This window comes from Pseudonocardia sp. DxW (assembly GCF_058448985.1).
In genome coordinates this window covers 23,514-40,496 of the sequence record NZ_JBZFLK010000023.1, presented here as the reverse complement: position 1 = coordinate 40,496, position 16,983 = coordinate 23,514, and the positions used below count along the sequence as shown (strand labels likewise).

17 protein-coding genes and 2 pseudogenes are annotated in these 16,983 nt (G+C 73.6%); 12 read left to right on the top strand and 7 right to left on the bottom strand.

What is annotated here, in order from left to right:
• Positions 1 to 27: 27 nt before the first annotated feature.
• Complete coding sequence (locus tag ACVJO7_RS27975) at positions 28 to 1,137, bottom strand: Ldh family oxidoreductase (protein ID WP_491675370.1); 1,110 nt, start codon at positions 1,135 to 1,137, stop codon at positions 28 to 30.
• A 103-nt stretch (positions 1,138 to 1,240) separates the two neighbouring features.
• A pseudogene (locus ACVJO7_RS27970) lies at positions 1,241 to 1,875 on the bottom strand (AMP-binding enzyme); the annotation flags it as partial.
• A gap of 66 nt (positions 1,876 to 1,941) precedes the next feature.
• Between ACVJO7_RS27970 and ACVJO7_RS27965 the strand changes: the two are divergent.
• The 3 genes from ACVJO7_RS27965 (at position 1,942) to ACVJO7_RS27955 (ending at position 3,107) form a co-directional block, all read left to right on the top strand.
• Entirely contained in the window at positions 1,942 to 2,232 is a 291-nt protein-coding gene (locus tag ACVJO7_RS27965) for a transposase (protein ID WP_491675369.1), read from the top strand.
• 147 nt (positions 2,233 to 2,379) lie between these two features.
• The gene (locus tag ACVJO7_RS27960) at positions 2,380 to 2,796 is read left to right on the top strand and encodes an IS3 family transposase (protein ID WP_491675368.1); all 417 of its coding nucleotides are present in this window, start codon (positions 2,380 to 2,382) and stop codon (positions 2,794 to 2,796) included.
• Entirely contained in the window at positions 2,727 to 3,107 is a 381-nt protein-coding gene (locus ACVJO7_RS27955) for a transposase (protein ID WP_491675367.1), read from the top strand. The genes ACVJO7_RS27960 and ACVJO7_RS27955 overlap by 70 nt, the downstream gene beginning before the upstream one ends.
• Positions 3,108 to 3,321: 214 nt before the next feature.
• On the opposite strand, the gene ACVJO7_RS27950 is transcribed toward ACVJO7_RS27955, so the two are convergent.
• Positions 3,322 to 3,930, bottom strand: coding sequence for a CGNR zinc finger domain-containing protein (locus ACVJO7_RS27950; RefSeq protein WP_491675366.1), 609 nt, complete (start codon positions 3,928 to 3,930; stop codon positions 3,322 to 3,324).
• Positions 3,931 to 3,995: 65 nt separating this feature from the next.
• Here ACVJO7_RS27950 and ACVJO7_RS27945 point away from each other — a divergent pair, with 65 nt between their 5' ends.
• The 3 genes from ACVJO7_RS27945 (at position 3,996) to zwf (ending at position 7,364) form a co-directional block, all read left to right on the top strand.
• On the top strand, positions 3,996 to 4,676 hold the full coding sequence (locus tag ACVJO7_RS27945) for a haloacid dehalogenase type II (RefSeq protein ID WP_491675365.1): 681 nt from the start codon (positions 3,996 to 3,998) through the stop codon (positions 4,674 to 4,676).
• A 19-nt stretch (positions 4,677 to 4,695) separates the two neighbouring features.
• Positions 4,696 to 5,280 (top strand): hypothetical protein, encoded by a 585-nt coding sequence (locus ACVJO7_RS27940; RefSeq protein WP_491675364.1) that lies wholly within the window; start codon positions 4,696 to 4,698, stop codon positions 5,278 to 5,280.
• A gap of 674 nt (positions 5,281 to 5,954) precedes the next feature.
• The gene (zwf, locus tag ACVJO7_RS27935) at positions 5,955 to 7,364 is read left to right on the top strand and encodes a glucose-6-phosphate dehydrogenase (RefSeq protein WP_491675363.1); all 1,410 of its coding nucleotides are present in this window, start codon (positions 5,955 to 5,957) and stop codon (positions 7,362 to 7,364) included.
• Positions 7,365 to 7,904: 540 nt separating this feature from the next.
• Here the strand turns inward: zwf and ACVJO7_RS27930 are convergent.
• Positions 7,905 to 8,513, bottom strand: a complete 609-nt coding sequence (locus tag ACVJO7_RS27930) for a TetR/AcrR family transcriptional regulator (protein WP_491675362.1) — start codon at positions 8,511 to 8,513, stop codon at positions 7,905 to 7,907.
• Between the two features lie 193 nt (positions 8,514 to 8,706).
• Here ACVJO7_RS27930 and ACVJO7_RS27925 point away from each other — a divergent pair, with 193 nt between their 5' ends.
• The 5 genes and pseudogenes from ACVJO7_RS27925 (at position 8,707) to ACVJO7_RS27905 (ending at position 12,773) form a co-directional block, all read left to right on the top strand.
• Entirely contained in the window at positions 8,707 to 9,057 is a 351-nt protein-coding gene (locus ACVJO7_RS27925) for an SDR family oxidoreductase (protein ID WP_491675361.1), read from the top strand.
• A gap of 26 nt (positions 9,058 to 9,083) precedes the next feature.
• Positions 9,084 to 9,950: an LLM class F420-dependent oxidoreductase gene (locus ACVJO7_RS27920; RefSeq protein WP_491675360.1), complete on the top strand. Its 867-nt coding sequence runs from the start codon at positions 9,084 to 9,086 to the stop codon at positions 9,948 to 9,950.
• Between the two features lie 442 nt (positions 9,951 to 10,392).
• Complete coding sequence (locus tag ACVJO7_RS27915; RefSeq protein ID WP_491675359.1) at positions 10,393 to 10,923, top strand: DUF4097 family beta strand repeat-containing protein; 531 nt, start codon at positions 10,393 to 10,395, stop codon at positions 10,921 to 10,923.
• 103 nt (positions 10,924 to 11,026) lie between these two features.
• A complete protein-coding gene (locus ACVJO7_RS27910; protein ID WP_491675358.1) occupies positions 11,027 to 11,974 on the top strand; it encodes an ABC transporter ATP-binding protein in 948 nt (315 codons plus the stop codon).
• Positions 11,971 to 12,773 (top strand): annotated as a pseudogene (locus ACVJO7_RS27905) (ABC transporter permease). Before ACVJO7_RS27910 ends, ACVJO7_RS27905 begins: the two are co-directional and overlap by 4 nt.
• 83 nt (positions 12,774 to 12,856) lie before the next feature.
• On the opposite strand, the gene ACVJO7_RS27900 reads toward ACVJO7_RS27905, so the two are convergent.
• The 3 genes from ACVJO7_RS27900 to ACVJO7_RS27890 all read right to left on the bottom strand — a co-directional run bounded on the left by ACVJO7_RS27900 (position 12,857) and on the right by ACVJO7_RS27890 (position 15,975).
• Complete coding sequence (locus ACVJO7_RS27900) at positions 12,857 to 13,414, bottom strand: TetR/AcrR family transcriptional regulator (protein ID WP_491675421.1); 558 nt, start codon at positions 13,412 to 13,414, stop codon at positions 12,857 to 12,859.
• Positions 13,415 to 13,526: 112 nt separating this feature from the next.
• Positions 13,527 to 15,086 carry an MFS transporter gene (locus ACVJO7_RS27895; RefSeq protein ID WP_491675420.1) on the bottom strand — a complete coding sequence of 520 codons (1,560 nt, stop codon included), beginning with the start codon at positions 15,084 to 15,086 and terminating at the stop codon, positions 13,527 to 13,529.
• A 64-nt stretch (positions 15,087 to 15,150) separates the two neighbouring features.
• On the bottom strand, positions 15,151 to 15,975 hold the full coding sequence (locus ACVJO7_RS27890) for an SDR family NAD(P)-dependent oxidoreductase (protein ID WP_491675357.1): 825 nt from the start codon (positions 15,973 to 15,975) through the stop codon (positions 15,151 to 15,153).
• 84 nt (positions 15,976 to 16,059) lie between these two features.
• Between ACVJO7_RS27890 and ACVJO7_RS27885 the strand changes: the two genes are divergently transcribed.
• Complete coding sequence (locus ACVJO7_RS27885; protein WP_344018114.1) at positions 16,060 to 16,971, top strand: LysR family transcriptional regulator; 912 nt, start codon at positions 16,060 to 16,062, stop codon at positions 16,969 to 16,971.
• Positions 16,972 to 16,983 lie beyond the last annotated feature (12 nt).

The window sequence follows — 16,983 nt, the reverse complement described above, 5'->3', positions numbered from 1 at the left end:
ACTCCGCCCGGGCGGCGGTGCCGCCGGTCACGAGGTGGTGGTGCCCCCGTCCGCCGAGCGGGAGGCGTCGAGCAGGAAGGGGACCCGGGCCCGCTCGCAGACGGCCTCGAGCTTCCGGAGCAGGCTGCCGGGCAGGGGAACGCCGTGTTCGGCCCGTTCCTCGCGGTGCCGACGTTCGGGATCGCCGGCGACCACGACGGGCGCCTCGGCGTCCACGGGCGGCGTCTCGCGCAGGGTGTCGAGCAGCTCGTCGACGTCGTCGAGGTATCCCCCGTCGGGGCGCAGGACGGACGGGTCGAGAGCGAGGAGGAAGTGCCCGATGTCCTCCGGGGCCCCGGGCGGCCGACGCGCGGCGAGATCGGCGCCCGACAGCGTGGCGCTCAGGATCTGGACCATGACCGCCAGGCCGTACCCCTTGTGGCCGCCGGTCGCACCGTCGCTCCCCAACGGGGTGAGCCCGCCGTACAGGTGCTCGTGGAGGTAGGCCATCGCGGCCGCCGGATCGGTGACCGGGCCCCCCGCCTCGTCGGTCACCCAGCCCTGCGGCACCGGCCGGCCGAGCAGGTCGAAGACCTTGATCTTGTTCGCGGCGACCGTGCTGGTCGACATGTCCAGTACGAACGGCGGATTGCGCCGCGCGGGCGCGGCGAACGCGATCGGGTTGGTGGTCAGGCGCGGGAGCGCACCACCGGTCGGTACGACGCTCACCACCTTCGCCGACGTCGTGACCAGGCCGATCAGCCCGGCCTCGGCCGCCATCGCGGCGTAGTAGCCGGCCGCGCCGAAGTGGTGGGAGTTGCGCACCGACACCACCCCGACACCGGCCGCGCGGGCCATCCCGATCGCCAGCTCCATCGCGGCGACGGCGGCCGGATGACCGAGTCCCCCCTGCGCGTCGACCAACGCCATCGCGGCGGTCCGGCGGACGACCTCCGGCTGCGCGTCGAGCCGCAGCCGTCCCGAGCGCCACAGCTCCTCGTAGGACATCAGCATCGATATCCCGTGCGAGTCGATCCCGGACAGGTCGGTGTGGGTCATCACCGCGGCCGTGGTCACGACCTGCTCCGGTACCATCCCCCACGCCGTCAGCACGCCGGCGATCTGGGCCCTGATGGTGTCCGCAGGGAAACGGAGCATGTCCACGGGAGTCCTCACCTCGGTCGAGCGCGCCGGTCGTCGCGACACGAACCCGGCTACCTCCCGCTGGACGGTAGCAGTTACCACGAAGTGAGAGAGACCGTCAGCCCTTCAGCTCCGGGAAGTCCTCGTAGCGCCACTCCCCGCCCGCGGCCGCCCCGGCCTCGTCGCGTTCCCGGGCCCGCAGCTCCACCCGCCGGATCTTGTTCGAGATCGTCTTCGGCAGCCCGGAGAACTCGATGCGCCGCACCCGCAGGTAGGGCGCCAGGTGGTCCCGGGCGTGGCGAAGATCGCGGCCGCGGTCTCCCGGGTCGGCTCGTGGCCGGGAGCGAGCGCGACGTAGGCCTTCGGCACGGCGAGCCGGACCGGGTCGGGCTGGGGCACCACGGCCGCCTCCAGCACCGCCGGGTGCTCGACGAGGACGCTCTCCAGCTCGAACGGCGAGATCTTGTAGGCGCTGGTCTTGAACACGTCGTCGGTGCGGCCGACGTAGAACAGGTAGCCGTCCTCGTCGCGGGTCGCGGTGTCACCCGTGTGGTAGAAGCCGCCCGCCATGGCGTCGGCGGTCTTCTCCGGCATGTCCAGGTACCCGGCCATCAGGCTGGTGGGCCGCCGGGACAGGTCGATGCAGATCTCGCCCTCGGTCCCGGAGACCTCGCCGGTGAGCTCGTCGACCAGCACCACCGGGACACCGGGCAACGGACGCCCCATCGACCCGGACTTCACCGCGGAGCCGGGGGAGCCTGACCCGCTTCCTCGGACACCTGTTCTGAGCGATCATCGCTCGGGAAGGGAGCCCGTCGAATGCCTGCACCACGCCCTCCGGAGTTCCGCCGCCGTGCTGTCGAGCTCGCTCGTGCCGGCGAGCAGCCGGTCGCCCAGATCGCGAAGGACCTCGGGATCAGCGAGCCCTGTCTGCGCCGGTGGATGGCCGTTGACGACGTCGACACCGGCCGCGTCGAGGGGGGCTCGAGCACCGGGGAGAAGGCCGAGCTGGCCGAGCTGCGTCGCCACAACCGAGTGCTGGAAGCGGAGGTGGAGATCCTCAAGCGGGCATCGGCGTACTTCGCGCGGGAGAACATCCTCCCAAAATGATCTTCCCGCTGGTCCGGGAACTGGCCACTGACGGGTTCGCTGTCGCGGTGCCCTGCCGGGTTCTGGGCGTATCCCGCTCGGGCTACTACGACTGGACGACCCGCTCACCTTCGGCGCGATCGATCGCAGACGCCGAGGGTGAGCGCCATGATCGTCGAGATCCACATCATGTCCCGGCGCAGCTACGGCGCGCCGCGGGTGCACAACGAGCTGCGGATGGCCCGTGAGATCCGCTGCGGAAACAAGCGGATCGCCCGGCTGATGCGCACGGCGGGGATCGCGGGGATCTCTCACCGGCGCAAACGCTCCGGCCGGCGACCTGCACCCGCTCCACACGACGACCTGGTGCAACGCCGATTCGTTGCCGACGCCCCGGACCGGCTGTGGGCCACCGACATCACCGAACACCCCACCGCCACCGGCCGGAAGGTGTACTGCTGCGCGGTCGTCGACGCCTACTCGCGGATGGTCGTGGGTGGTCGATCGCCGAGCACATGCGCGCTGAGCTGGTCGTCGATGCCCTGCAGATGGCGACCTGGCGGCGCCGGCCCGCACCCGGCGTGATCGTGCACGCCGACCGCGGAGCCCAGTACACCTCCTGGATCCTCGGTCACCGCCTGCGCGAGGCCGGGCTGCTCGGCTCGATGGGCCGGGTCGCGTCCAGCGTGGACAACACGATGATCGAATCGTTCTGGTCGACCATGCAGCGCGAGCTGCTCGACACCCGCGACTGGGACACCCCGCAGCAGCTGTCCGCGGCGATCTCCGAGTGGATCGAGGCCTGGTACAACCCGCGCCGACGCCACACCAGCATCGGCCACCTCGCCCCCGCCGACTACGAACGACTTCACACCACCGCCACTACCGCGGCATGATCACCACACCGTTCGTGTCCTGGAAACCGGGGCAGGCTCCGACGATCTCGACGCCGGTTGCGTCCTCGTCATCGGCGAGGACACCATGCGGGTCCGCCGGTTACCGATGTGAGCCCACACCCGGCTCGTCAGTCGTGGCACGGAACAGCACTCACCGAAGCCCACCCGAGGGACGGGTTGAGACCGCTCTCGCTACACCACGTCGCAGCCGACGCTAGCCGGCCCCGCCCGACGTCCGCCGCGCACGATGGTTGGCGACGTTGACTCGGTTGCCGCACAGATCGGGCATGCAGTAGCGGCGACGCCCCGCCCGGGTCGAGTCGATGAACGCCCCGACGCAGGTGGGCGCGCCGCACTGCCGGAACCGCTGCTCGCCGAGGGCCTGCACGACGCCGAGGATCCCGACTCCGCAGACGAGCGCGAGGGCGTCGTCGATCCCGCCTCCCGGGGCGAGCTCCACCGCCCATCGATCGGCACGAGCGCCGGGGACCAGCGTCAGCGCCCCGGCGGAGGCGGTCAGCGCGGTCGCCCCCGCGACGAGGCGCTCCCGCTCCGGGACGTCGATCAACCCCCGCACGACGTAGCGCAGCGACTGGACCGCCACCAGCCGGCGGTCGGCGGCCGCGCGCGCGAGATCGCCGAGCCCGAACGGCCGCCCCGGATCGGCCGGGTCGGCCGCTGTGCGGTCGAACTCGTCGGCGAAGCCGACCAGCGCGTCGAGGTCACCGAGGTGATCCGGCCCCTGCCACACCTCGGGCGTCGTGTTGGCCAGCTCGGTCGCCACGGTGGCGGCGAAGACGTAACCGTCAAGAAGCACTTGCATGCCTTACGCTCCCCGACCTAGGCTCCGTTCAATCCGACTTTACCCCTTACATCATGGAGTCGAGCATGGCACCGATCGACATCGACGTGATCGTGTTCGACGTGCTGGGGACGCTGGTGGACGAGGCGACGGGCCTGCGCAGCGCCATCGAACGGTGCGCCCCGGGCGCCGATCCCACGACGGCGGCCGGGCTCGTCGTCGTCTGGCAGCAGTACGTGGCGACCGAGCAGGAGCGCATCGTCGCCGGCGACCGCGGGTTCGCGCCGAGCAGCGTCCTGGACGCCGAGGCCGCGGCCGTCGTCGCCCGGCAGGCCGGGATCGACGATCCCGGGCAGCTGCAGCTCCTGGCCGCGGCCTCGACACGGCTCCCGCCGTGGCCCGATTCGGCGCAGGGACTGGCTCGTCTGGCCGAGCGACGTCCCGTGATCGGCCTGTCCAACGCCGACCGTTCGACGCTGCTGCGACTCGACGCCCACGCCGGACTGCGCTGGCACCTGGCCCTGTCGGCCGAGAACGCCGCGACCTACAAGCCGGCCCCCGCGGTCTACCGGCTCGCACTCGACGTCGCGGCGGTCGCCCCCGACCGTGTGCTCATGGTCGCCGCACACGCCTGGGACCTGCGCGGCGCGGCGGCGCTCAGCATGCGGACCGCCTACGTCGAACGCCCCGGCGGTGATCCGCCGGCCGGCACGGACCGCTTCGATCTGCACACCACCGGTCTCGCCGACCTGGCCGACCGGCTCTGACGAACCAGGAGCACCGCCCGTGATCGTCACCTTCGCCTTCACCCGACTCTCCGTGGACGTCCGGCGGTGGTTCGAGATCGCCCCCGACGCGACGATGGAGCGCGGGGCCCGGGTCGAGCTGCGGCTCCTCGAACCCCAGCCGCACCGCGGCACCGAGTCCGCCTCCCAGCGGTCCGTCGCCGACACGACGTTCTGGCGAGCCGATCTCTTCGACCGCCTCGACCAGCCGGGACAGTGGGCCGCGGCCCATTACCACCCGTCGTTCGACGGCGTCGAGCCCAGTGACCGGGTCTGGTCACCGGAGCTGACCGCGGACCCCTGGGGCTGGCTGTCCGACCAGCTGCTGCACGTCGAGGACCGGTTCCGCGAAGCCGGGCTCGATCCGGCGCTCGCCCGGCACGATCTCAACGACCTGCGGGCCGTCGTGCCCCGGATCGTGGCCTGCGCCCGCGAGTACGGACCCGAGCAGGCCATGACCCGCGACGACGACTTCCGGCTGACCCGGGACACCGCCGAACGCGTCCGCAGGATGATCGACCTCGTGCCGCCGGGCGTCCCGGTGGATCGCGAGTACCTGCGGCCGTGGATCGAACAGCCCGGCTGAGACACCGCTCGACGTCGGCCGTCGCGCGCCGGGGCGCGGTCGACCAGCACGGCGGACCGGAAGAATCGCGTCGGCGGAAAGCATTCCCGGCATCGGGACCGCGGGTCCGTCCGGAGACCCGGCGGAATCGACCGGGCCGACGGTCCCGTCCGTATCGACACGGTCCGTCCCGGGCCGGGACCGGGCCGGGACCGGGCAGCGTTCACCGACCGGAACGGTCCGGGCCACCGCCGGACGCCCGGCCGCCCGCCGCCCCGCCGGCTGCGGCACGCCGCGCCCGATCATGCCCCCCACCAGCACATCCGTCGAACCGGGCCCGGGCCGGCCCGGCCCCCGTGGCACCGGCGCACGGGCTGCCGGGCCGGAACGCCCGTCCTCCCGGGACACGACCGGCCATCGTGGACCGCAGCGCATTCCGCGCGTTCCGCGACACGATTCCGGAAAAGGGGGACCCGCAAGGTCGCCGAACAATACCCGACGAACCGCCATTCGCTTCCCGGTCGAGTTCGCCCGTGCTAGGTTGACGCCTCCGCCCGGCGCGTGTGCGGGACTCCGGACAGACCCCCCAACGGTTTGAGGAGGAGATCGGTGTCCCTGCGAACGGCGCAGACCATGCCTATCCGTCACCCGCCTCCCGCCCCCGGCGGCGCGACGTCGAGCCGACCGCCCCGCACGTGATCGTGCTGTTCGGGGCCACCGGCGATCTGGCCAAGCGCAAGCTCCTCCCGGGTCTCGCCTACCTCGCCGAGTCGACGCTGGCTCCCGACGTGCGCATCGTCGGCACCGCGATGGAGGACATGCCCGTCGAGGAGTTCCGCGATCTCGCCAGGAGCGCCATGCACGACTTCGGCGTCCACAAGCTGACCGACGAGGCCTGGGTCCGGTTCGCCCAGCGGCTCAGCTACGTCGGCACCGGCGCGGGCCCGGAGGGCCTCGCCGCGGCGGTCGCCACCGCCGAGGCGGAGCTCGGGGAGGGTGCGCGCCGGCTGCACTACCTGTCCGTCCCCCCGAAGGCCGCGCAGAACGTGATCACGATGCTGCACGACGCGGACCTGGTGGACCGCTCCCGGGTCGTCATGGAGAAGCCGTTCGGCCACGACCTGCACAGCGCCATCGAGCTCAACGACCACGTCCACGAGGTGTTCGACGAGTCGCAGGTCTTCCGCATCGACCACTTCCTCGGCAAGGAGGCCGCGCAGAACATCCTCGCGTTCCGCTTCGCCAACGGCCTGTTCGAGCCGATCTGGAACCGCAACTTCATCGACCACGTCCAGATCGACATCCCCGAGAAGCTCGGCCTCGACCAGCGCGCGGACTTCTACGAGTCCACCGGCGCGTACAAGGACATGGTCGTCACCCACCTCATGCAGGTGATGGCGTTCGTCGCGATGGAACCGCCGACGGCCCTGGAGCCGCGCGCCATCAGCGAGGAGAAGAACAAGGTCTTCCGATCGATGCTGCCCATCCACCCGCACGAGGTCGTCCGCGGGCAGTACGGTGGCTACCGTGAGGAGCGCGGCGTGTCGCCCGACTCCGACACGGAGACCTTCATCGCGCTGCGCGTGGGCCTGGACAACTGGCGCTGGGCCGGGGTGCCGTTCTACCTCCGCACCGGCAAGCGCATGGCGGAGGGCCAGCGGATCATCTCGATCGCCTTCAAGGAGGCCCCGCGGACGATGTTCCCGCAGGGCTCGGGCGTCGGGGAGGCCGGGCCGGACCACCTCACGTTCGACCTCGCCGACTCGTCGCGGGTGTCGCTGTCGTTCTACGGGAAGCGGCCCGGGCCGGGCATGCGGCTGGAGAAGCTGTCGATGCAGTTCTCCACCCAGGAGACCGAGACCGCGGGCGACGTCCTGGAGGCCTACGAGCGGCTCATCCTCGACGCGATGCGCGGCGACCACACCCTGTTCACCACCGCCGAGGGCATCGAGTCCCTGTGGGAGCGGTCGCAGCCGTTGCTGGACGACCCGCCCGTAGTCAAGCGTTACCCGCCTGGCACCTGGGGGCCCAACTCGATCCACCAGCTCATCGCGCCGAACATGTGGCGGCTGCCGTTCGAGCGGGCCTGGCGCGAGACGAAGTAGCGGGTCCCGGGCCCGTCCCGGTGCCGGCTCCGTGACGTCGGGATCACCGTCCTCGATGTGGCCGTCGTGAGAGCGTCGCCCTACCCGAGGATCGCCACCGCAGCCCGGACGAGATCGACGTTCCCCCCGGGCGGCGGCCTGCCGCAGCACGGGCCAGGACGCCGTCCCCATCCCGTGGTGCAGCTGTTCGATCCCGATCCCGGCGGTACGCAGGACCTCCTCCATCGCGATCGCGTGCGCGCACGCCTGCGCCGGATCGGGTTCCATGGGTTCGACGACGACCCGCCGGAACCGGTGCACGCCGCCCCGGCGCACCAGCAGCTCCGCGTCGGCGACGGTGAACACGCAGGCCTCGACGCCCACCCCGCGCGCCGCGACGCCCCGATCAGCTCGACGATGCCCGCCTCGCCCTGGCTGGCGGGGATCAGGTCGGGCAGCTCCGTCCAGGCCCCGACGGTCGCGAGCCGGCGCCGCGCGTCGGGCTCGTTGCCTCACCCGGACCGCGCGACACCATGCCCCCCGCGGCAGGGTCGAGCCCGATCAGACCGGCGGCCAGTTCCGCAGCGCGGTGTCGGCGACCTCCTGCAGCTCCCCCCGCGACGCCCCGCCCGCCGCCTGTACGGCGATCCCGTTCGCCACGGTCATGACGTAGCGGGCGAGCCGCCGCGGGTCCGCGCCAGCGGGCAGGTCGCCCTCGTCGACCGCCCGCCGGAAGCGCTCCGCGAGCCGCACCTCGGCGGCGGTGCGCCACTCGACCAGCGCGTCGTGGATCGGGCGGCCCGCCTCGCCGGAGACCAGCGAGCCCTGGACCCCCAGGCAGCCGGCCGGTGCGTCGGGACGAGTGGTGGTCCGGACCGAGCCGTTCAGGAACGCCGTCGCGACCGCCTGCGCGGTGGGCTCGGTCAGTGCCAGCTCCCCGTACGAGGCGGGGCCCTCGGTGTAGCGGTCCAGGGCCCTGCGGAACAGCTGCTCCTTGTTGCCGAAGGCCGCGTACATGCTGGTCCGGGTGATGCCCATGGCGGCGGTCAGGTCGGCGAGGCCGGCGCCCTCGTACCCCTTCTCCCAGAACACGAACAGCGCGCGTTCGAGCGCCTCCTCGGCGTCGAACCCGCGGGGCCGGCCGACGGAGGCCTTCTTCGCACCGGTCACGGGACCCAGGCTACTCGTTCTGTATCGAGCGGTACCGAAGTGCTACGGTCAGTTCAGTACCGATCGGTACTGAATCGGCGGGAGAGGGCGGCTTGGGACAGCTCGAGGGCCGGACGGCCGTGGTGACCGGCGGCAGCAGCGGATCGGCCTGGCGGCCGCCCGGCGGTTGGCCGCCGAGGGCGCGCACGTGTTCGTGACCGGCAGGAACGAGGCCGAGCCGGACGCGGCCGTCGAGACGATCGGCCCGGCCACCGGGGTGCCGGGCGACGTCGCCGACCTGGACCATCTCGACCGGCTCTACGCCGCGGTCCGGGAGCGGGGCGACGGCCTGGACGTCGTGTTCGCGAACGCCGGGACGGCGGAGTTCCTCCCGCTCGGCGAGATCACCGCGGAGCGCGCCGAGCAGGCGCGGGCCGGCTTCGCGGCGAAGGTGCCGCTCGGCCGCGCGGGCACCGCCGACGCCGTCGCCTTCCTCGCGTCCGCGCAGAGCAGCTTCGTGCTCGGCGCGAACCTCTACGTCGACGGCGGCGAGAGGCAGCTCTGACACGGACGACGAGAACAGGAGACCCGATGGAACTCGGACTGCACATCGCCGACTTCACCTGGAACGGCGGCGCCGCGGCGCTCGGCCCCGCGCTCGCCCGGCACGCCCGGGACGCGGAGGCCGCGGGCGTCAGCCGGATCACCGTGATGGACCACTTCTGGCAGCTCGGCGGCGACGTCGGTCTCGGCCCGTTCGAGAACGACATGCTGGAGGCGTACACCACGCTCGGCTTCCTCGCGGCGGCCACCGAGCGGGTGCGGCTGCACACGCTCGTCACCGGCGTCACCTACCGCGAGCCGGCCCTGGTCGCGAAGCAGGTCTCCGCCCTGGACGTGCTGTCCGGCGGCCGCGCCGGCCTGGGCATCGGTGCCGCCTGGGCGGCCGAGGAGTCCGCGGGACTGGGCTTCGGCTTCCCGCCGACCCGGGAGCGGTTCGAGCGGCTGGAGGAGGCGATCCGGATCTGCCTGCAGATGTGGTCGGACTCGGACGACCCGTTCACCGGCGAGCACTACCGGCTCGGCCGCACCCTGAACGTGCCGCAGGCCCTGCAGCGGCCGCACCCGTACCTGCTGATCGGCGGATCCGGCGAGAGGCGCACGCTGCGGCTGGTCGCGCAGTACGCCGACGCCTGCAACATCGCCGCGACGCCGGAGTCGGCCCGCAAGCTCGACGTGCTGCGGGCGCACTGCGACGCGGTCGAGCGCGACTACGACGACATCGAGAAGACCGCGATGATCGGGATCGACCCGGACACCACCGCCGGCGACGTCGTCCGGGCCGCGTCGGCGCAGCGCGACCTGGGGTTCAGCACGGTCTACGTCTTCGCCCGGCGGATCCCGGAGCCGGGGCGGATCGTCGACGTCGTCGGGGCGGCGGCGGGCGAGCTGGGCTGAGCCCCGGGCAGACACCGGGCCCCCGCGGTAGACCGGCTGGAGGCGCTGGCGGCGGCCGTCGACGAGATCACCCTCGATCTCGTGCCCGGCTCGGTGCGCCTGCGGCTGAGCGGGTCCGATCCCGAGTTGGTCGTCAGCACCACTCCCCGAGGGGCCGGTCGCCCGGATCAACTTCCGGCCGCCGGAGAGCCTCAAGGCCCGGATCGAGGAGGCCGCCGCCCGCGACGGCCTCAGCGTGAACACCTCGCTGACCCGGGTGGCGTCCGCCGCACTCGATCCACCGTCCGCACCGGCCGGCGAACAGCGCCGGACCGGCTGGTTCGGCTGAGCCGCACCGACCTTCCCACTCACGGTGCCCGCGTGGCGCCGAGGAGGCGACGAACCTGCCCACCTTCCCTGCTGCAGAAGCTCACGCCGCCCCACCCCCGGTAGGTCGATCGCGGTGCAGATCGGCCTCCCGGCCGGTTCCGCGCTGAAGGCCCGGACGTCCTACGGCGAGATCCGCACCGAGGGCCGGCTCGGTCCGTGCACGATCCGCAGCGGTTACGGTGACGTCCGCCTGCAGAAAGCCGCGTCGGCCGAGCTCACCGCGGCCCACGGCCAGGTCCGGGTGACCGGCCGGATCGACGGCGACGCGACGCTGACCGCCGACCACGCCGGGATCAGGATCACCGAGATCGGCGGTGCCGCGGTGCTGCGCAGCAAGCACGGCTCCGTCCGGGCCGACGTCCTGGCCGGTACCGCCGATCTGACCGGCACCCACGGTGACATCGAGATCGACGCCGTCGAGGCCGACACCCAGGTGCGCACCGCCTATGGCAGCGTCCGGCTCGGCCGGATCACCCGCGGCGAGGTGGACCTGACCAGCACGCACGGCCGGCTGGAGATCGGGGTCTCGCACCCGGTACCGCGCTCTGGCTCGACGCCGAGACCGCCGCCGTGCATGCCCGGTCCCGCGAGGGCGACATCGTGATCCGCCGCGCCTGAGCGCGCGCGAGCACCGAATCACCGCAACCGCCGGGCCGCGACGGCCCGCCGGTCGACCCGTCCTGCCCGGAAGCGAAGGAGTGTCCGCCATGCCCACCGAACCGGCCGTCAGCGTCACCGGCCTGCGCAGGGCCTACGGACCACAGACCGTTCTCGACGGCGTCGACCTCGAGATCCGCCCCGACACCGTGCTCACCCTGCTCGGCCCGAACGGCGCCGGGAGGACGACGATGGTCCGGATCCTGGCCACAATCGTCGAACCGGACGCCGGGCGGATCCGGATCGCCGGCCACGACCCGGCCACCGAGCCGGAAGCGGTGCGCGCCGCGATCGGCGTCACCGCCCAGTTCTCCGCGGTCGACGGGCTGCTCACCGGCGCGGAGAACCTGCGGCTGATGGCGGACCTGCACCATCTCCCCCGCGACCGCGGCCGGGACCGGGCCCGCGAACTGCTCGACCGGTTCGACCTGACCGACGCGGCCGGCCGCCGGGCCGCCGCCTACTCCGGCGGGATGCGCCGCCGCCTCGATCTCGCGATGACCCTGGTCGGCTCGCCCCGGGTGCTGTTCCTCGACGAGCCGACCATCGGGCTCGACCCGCGCAGCCGCCGCGAGCTGTGGTCCGCCGTCCGCGAGCTGGTCGCCGACGGCGTCACGGTGCTGCTCACCACCCAGTACCTGGAGGAGGCCGATCAGCTCGCCGACGACGTCGCCGTGCTCGACGGCGGGCGGATCGTCGCCCAGAGCAGTCCCGCCCACCTGAAGACGCCGGTCCCCGGCGGTCACGTCCGGCTGCGGTTCGCCGATCCCGGCGCCCTGGACACGGCACGTGCCGCGCTGCCCGGTGCGGTCCCCGATCCGGAGGCGCTGACCCTGCAGCTGCCCGCCGACGGTCCCGCCGCGCTGCGCGCGCTGCTCGACCGGCTGGACACGGCCGGGGTGGCGCCGGAGGACCTGAGCACCCAGGGACCGGATCTCGACGACGTCCTCCGCACCCTCACCGGCGGCCCCGCCACCCGAGAGGTACCGCTGTCATGACCACCCTGACCGACCGGCCGCACCCCCTCGGGGACTCGCTGACGATGGCGCGCCGCCGGTTGCTGCACATGCGCCGCCACCCGTCGCTGACACTGACGCTGATCGCGCAGCCGATCGTGCTGCTGCTGTTCGTGCACGTCTTCGGCGCGACGATGGGCGCCGGTCTCGCCGGACCGGGGGCCGGCCGCACCGAGTACCTCGTCTACATCACCCCGGCGACCCTGCTGATGACGATCTCCAGCGTCGCGCTGGCGACCGCGCTCGGGGTGGCCACCGACATGACCGAGGGGATCGTCGCCCGGTTCCGGACGATGGCGATCGCCCGGATCAGCGTGCTCACCGGGCACGTCGTCGCCGCGTTCGCGCAGACCGCCGTCGCGCTCGCCGTCGTCGGGCTGGTGGCGGTCGCGATGGGCTTCCGCACCACCGCCGGGCCGCTCGGCTGGCTCGGCGCGATCGGCCTGCTGGCGCTGGTCACGGTCGCGCTGACCTGATTCACCGTGGCACTGGGGCTGGCCGCCGACACCGTCGAGTCGGCCAGCAACACCCGCTGTTCCTGGTGCTGCCCTTCCTCAGCAGCGGCTTCGTGCCCACCGACTCGATGCCGGCCGGGTTGCGCTGGTTCGCCGAGTACCAGCCGTTCAGCCCGATGATCGACGCGCTGCGCGGGCTGCTCGGGATCGGCCCGGCCGACGGGCTCGGCACCAGCGCCGCGCTCGCCGTCGGCTGGTGCGTGCTGATCACCGTGGCGAGCCACCTGTGGGCCCGGCGGCTCTACCGCACCCGGGCCGGGCGCTGAGCCGCCGACCGGACCGCGCGTGCAGTCCCCCGGCGGCAGACAGCCGTCAGCGCCGGCGTCGAGCCGGTGCCGGCGCACCGGGGTCACGCCCGGGCCACACCCAGCGCCCGCTCCAGGACGGCGCGCAGCCGCTGCGGATCGGGCGGCTCGTCGTCGAGCAGGATCGAGGCGCACAGCCCGTCGGCGGTCGCGATCAGCGCGGTGGCGGCGTGCGGGTCGTCGGTGCGGGTGCGGGCGATCTCGGCGACGAGCGCCCGCCAGCCGTGCGCGACCCCGCGCAGCGCCGGGCGCCGGGCGGCCAGTGTGGACAGCTCGCGCTCGGCCAGCGCGCGGCCGCGGCCCGCCTCGGTGCCGGAGTCGGCGAGCAGCCGGGCGAGTCCGGTCAGCGGGTCCGCGCCGGAGTCCAGCGCCGCCCGCAGGATCCGCTCGTAGTCCCGGCCGACCTCGGTCAGCGCGGCGATCAGCAGGTCGTCGAGGGTGGCGAAGTAGTAGGTGGCGAGGCTGGTCGGGGTGCCCGCCTCGCGGGCGACGCTGCGGTGCGTGACGCCGGCGGCGCCGTCCCGCGCGACCACCCGCAGGGTCGCCGCGATCAGCTCGGCGCGGCGGCGTTCCCCACGCGCGCGGCGCCCGTCGGACGGCATCTCGGTGCCCGGCACGCAACCCCCTCTCCTCTGCGCGCCCCACGCTATCGGCCGGCCGCCGCCGCCCCGGCGAGATGCGCACCAGTGCGAATAGTCGATCTTTCCGGAACGCTCAGCTGCATCTCGACGGTTCGGGACGGCCGACCGGGGCGACCCGGCGCAGCGTCAGGAGGGCGAGGAGGGCGAGCGCGGCGACGGCGACCCCGGTCGCGGCGCCGACCACGCCCAGCCCGGCGGCCTGGGCGTGGCGGGCGGCGTCCAGGGCGGCCGGCGGCAGGTCGGCGGCGACCGCGCCGGCCAGGCTCGCCGCAGCGTCGCCGTCCAGTCCACCGGCGGCGTCCAGTCCGCCGGCGGTGGGCAGTCCGGCGGCGGCGGGCAGCGTCGCGCGGTAGACGGCGTTCGCGACGCTGCCGAGCACCGCCACCCCGACCGCGATGCCGAGCTCCTGCACGGTCTCCGACATCGCGGCCGCCGATCCGGCCCGGTGCGCCGGGGCGCTGCCGACGACCAGATCGGTGCCGAGCGCGGCCACCGCGCCGAGCCCGAGATAGACCAGCGCGAACGCGGACACCACCAGGCCGGTGTTCCCCGGGCCGTCGACGGCGGCGAACAGCAGGTGGCCCACCGCGGAGGCGGCCAGCGTCGCGGCGACGACGACGCCCGGCCGGATCCGCCGGGCCAGCAGCGGGGCGCCGATCGCCGCGACGAACATGGCGAGCGCCGGCGGCGCCATCCACAGGCCCGCGGTGAGCGGGGAGTACCCCTCCACGAACTGCAGGTGCTGGGTGACCAGGTACATCGCGCCGCCCACGCCGACCAGCGCGACGAGCAGCACCAGCAGTGCGGCACCGAACGCGGGCACCCGGAACAGCCGCAGGTCGAGCAGCGGATCGTCCAGCCTGCCCTGTCGCCGGACGAACAGCACCGCGAACAGCGTCCCCGCCGTCGCCGCGGCCACCGTGCGGGCGTCGACGCCGGCCGCCGCCCCGTGCTTGACCGCGTAGACCAGCGGCAGGATCGCGAGCAGCGACAACGCGACGCTGGTGGGATCGAGGCGTCCGGCGGCGGGATCGCGGTACTCCGGCAGCAGCAGCGGGGCCGCCACCAGCACGACCACCACGACCGGGATCGCGAGCAGGAACACCGACCCCCACCAGAAGCGCTCCAGCAGCAGGCCACCGGCCAGCGGCCCGAGAGCCATCCCGAGCGCGAACATGGTCGCCCAGACGCCGATCGCCAGGCCGCGCTGCCGGACGTCGGTGAACATGTTCCCGATCAGTGCGAGCGTCGAGGGCATCAGCGTGGCACCGGCGACGCCGAGCGCGGCGCGGGCGGCGATCAGCATCTCCGCGGAGGTCGCGAACGCCGCGGCGACCGAGGCGGCGCCGAACGCGACGAGCCCGATCATCAGCAGCCGGCGCCGCCCGGTGCGGTCCCCGAGGGTGCCCATCGTGATCAGCAGTCCGGCGATCATGAACCCGTACACGTCCATGATCCACAGCGCCTGGACGCTGCTGGGCCGCAGATCCAGCGACAGCTCCGGGAGTGCCAGGTACAGCACGGTGACGTCCAGCCCGAGCAACGCGGTGGGCAGCGCGAGCACGGCCAATCCGATCCACTGACGGGGACCGGCCCGGACGACGGCGGGTGGTGGTGGCACGCGGGACTCCAGCCATAAGCTTGAACGATCGTACTAGTTGTACCATCGTTCTACTTGCTGGAGCCACCGCCGCGGGTCACCTCCCGGCGGTGCCGAACGCGGCGAGCGCCACGTCCTGCCAGCGCTCCCACTCCGCGAGCTGGGCCAGGTACTGGTCGCGGACCGGCTCGAAGGACCGGCCGAAGAAGACCCGCAGCGGCGGATCGTCGGCGTCGACCACCGCGAACAGCGCGGGCACCGTCGCCGCCGGGTCGCCGATCTCGAACGCCACCGGATCGGACCGCAGGTGCTCGTAGGCCGGCAGCGGGGCGCTGCGCCGGGCGCCGATCTCCAGCCAGCCGGTCTCGTACGGGCCGGGCTCGATGTTGGTCACCCGGATCCCGGATCCCTCGATCTCCTGGACCAGCGACTGGACCAGACCCTCCACCGCCCACTTCGACGCGTGGTACGCCCCGATCCCCGGGAACGCCCGGACGCCGCCCTCGCTGGTCACGGTCAGCAGGTGCCCGGAGCCCTGCGCGCGCAGCACCGGCAGGGTGGCCTGCAGCACCCACAGCGCGCCGAAGAAGTTCGTCTCCAGCTGGGCCCGGATGTCCGATTCGGTCAGCTCCTCGACGGCGCCGAAGTGCCCGTAGCCGGCGTTGTTGACCACGACGTCGATCCGGCCGAAGTGCTCGGCCGCCCGCCGGACGGCGTCGAACACCGCGTCCCGGTCGGTGACGTCGAGCGGGAGCGGGAGGAAGGCGTCGCCGTACGCGGCGGCCAGGTCGTCGAGGGTGCCGACGTCGCGGGCGGTGGCGACCACCCGATCGCCGCGGCGCAGCGCCGCCTCGGCCCACAGCCGTCCGAAGCCGCGGGACGCGCCGGTGAGGAACCAGGTCGTGTGCGTGTCGGTGTTCATGGGATCCAGCCTGCAAGCGCCCGAGCCATGCGACAAGCGACTGTTCTGCACGACAGCCATGCGCAAAACGCATATGATCGACGCATGGCGGAGCTGACGCTGGTCGGGTTGCGGGTGCTGCGCGAGGTCGCCCGGCAGGGCTCGTTCAGCGGGGCGGCGACGGCGCTGGGCTACACCCAGTCCGCGGTGTCCCGGCAGGTCGCGTCGACGGAGGCGGCCGCGGGCGGGGCACTGTTCGAGCGGTTGCCGCGCGGGGTGCGGCCGACCGCGGCGGGCGAGGTGCTGGTCCGCCGGGCCGATCGGGTGCTGGGCGAGCTGGACGGCGCGCTGGCCGAGCTCGCCGGCGTCCGGGACCGGCTGGCCGGGCGGCTGGTGGCCGCGGCGTTCCCGACCGCGGCCGCGGTGCTGCTGCCCCGGGCGATCGCCCGGCTCGCGGCCCGCAACCCGCAGCTGCGGGTCGACCTGCAGGAGGCCGCCACCCCGGTGCAGCTGCGCAGGCTGCGGGCCGGCCGGATCGAGGTCGCGCTGATCGCGCGCGGCGAGGGCCTGCCGGAGGTGGACCTCGACGGCCTGCACCACGAACCGGTGCAGGTGCCGCGCGGGCCGGGCATCGCGGTCGCCGCCGACCACCGGCTGGCCGGGCACGACGTGGTCGACGTCGCGGAGCTCGCCGGTGAGACCTGGGTGGTCGGCACCGGGCCCGCCGGGGAGCCGCAGTTCGGGCCGTGGCCGGGACTGGAGCGGCCGCGCACCGGGCCCGAGGTGCGGCACTGGGCGACCCGGTTCGGGCTGGTCGCGGCCGGGTTGGGGATCACCCTGGTCCCCGGCCTGGCCGCCGACTCGGTCCCGCACGACGTGCGCTGGCTGCCGGTGCACGACCCGGCCGGGGTACCGGACCGGTCGCTGCGGGTGGTGACCGCACCGTCGCCGTCCGGGGCGGCCGCCGCGCTGGTCAGGACGGTGCACGCGGAGGCCGCCCGGCTGCTGCCCCGGTGACCGCGCCGACCG